This is a genomic window from Canicola haemoglobinophilus (assembly GCF_002015075.1).
In the GTDB taxonomy this organism is placed as follows: domain Bacteria; phylum Pseudomonadota; class Gammaproteobacteria; order Enterobacterales; family Pasteurellaceae; genus Canicola; species Canicola haemoglobinophilus.
This window is the reverse complement of sequence record NZ_MUXZ01000083.1, coordinates 1-589: the sequence shown is the minus strand read 5'-3', so window position 1 is coordinate 589 and position 589 is coordinate 1. Positions and strand designations below refer to the sequence as shown.

The 589-nt window shown below is 40.9% G+C and carries 1 protein-coding gene; it reads left to right on the top strand.

From position 1 onward, the window contains the following. On the top strand, positions 1–528 hold a 528-nt coding region (locus B0186_RS11760; protein WP_158077987.1), incomplete at its 5' end, for a hypothetical protein. Between the last annotated feature and the right edge of the window lie 61 nt (positions 529–589).

Genomic DNA, 589 nt, shown 5'->3' with positions numbered 1-589 from the left:
AGAATTTGGGATGGGGTCATTTCTGAGCTATTGGCAAAATATCTTGGGCATTTGCCAGATTTAGATAGTTTGCCGCAGGTTGAAGATGAGCCAATAGCTTTTGCTCATTCAGTAAGCCGTGTTTTTGCGCAACTTGAAAAAGTTCAGACATGGGTTTCTGGTAAAGACGAATATTTGAATTCTCTAGTAACGCAAGACAAAAAGCCAAAAGAGCAAGCCTTGTGGGATTTACCGCCCGTTCCGCTTTCGCTTGTAGAGCTTTCTCAACTTCTTCAGCAAGTAAATGCGCCTGCGCTGGGTGGTATTGGTCAATCATATCTTCCTTCCTTATTAATTGGTGTCGCTAATCTTTTAGGTAACTTGTTGCATAGCGCTATGTATCTTATTGCGTTACATAGCAGAGCAACAAATCAGACTGTGCAAGCTATGCCAACGGAGATAGAAATCTGGCAAGGCTTACAAGAATTAATTATGCGCTTTAATCCACCTTTAGAAAAGGCACTTACAACAGGCAAAAACGAGGGATAGAAATGATTAAACAATATTCAGATATGGGCGATTTTCCTTATGTTATGGAGCAATCCCCAGT